At 65.5% G+C, this 475-nt stretch carries 1 protein-coding gene; it reads right to left on the minus strand.

Features of this window, described 5'->3' with window-relative positions; all coding sequences use genetic code 11:
• A partial coding sequence (locus D7V97_RS43605; RefSeq protein WP_199729256.1) for a hypothetical protein occupies window positions 1-475 on the minus strand: 475 nt, incomplete at both ends.

The following is a 475-nucleotide window of genomic DNA, read 5'->3' on the forward strand; positions in this document are numbered from 1 at the left end:
GTTCTGGTCGGTGGTCTGCATCAGGCGATTGAGCCCGGCCACCATGTCGCGGAAATCGTAGGCGAAGCGATCTTCATCGCCGCGCAGGCTGAAGTCGCCCGCCGCCGCGGCCGTCGCCAGCCGGCGGATCTCGCTGTTGATCGCCGACAGGCTGGTCTTGGTCTCGTCCATTGCCTGGGTGATCGCCGCCTTCTCGCCCGGCAGCGGATCCATGTCCACCGACAGGTCGCCACGGGCGTAATGCTTCATCACTTCGATCAGCCGGTTCTGTACCTGCACGTGTGAGCCGACCAGCGCGTTGGTCTCGTGCACCATGCGCCCGTAGTCACCAGGGAAGGCACTCTCGTCCATGCGATAGCTGAGGCTGCCCGCATCGTGCTGGCGGGCCAACTCGCCCTGCGCCGCCATCACCGACTGCAACTGCGCCTGCATGCGCTGCATCGACCTGAGCAGCTGCGTGACCTCATCGTTGCCG

The organism is Corallococcus sp. CA053C (assembly GCF_003611675.1).
In the GTDB taxonomy this organism is placed as follows: domain Bacteria; phylum Myxococcota; class Myxococcia; order Myxococcales; family Myxococcaceae; genus Corallococcus.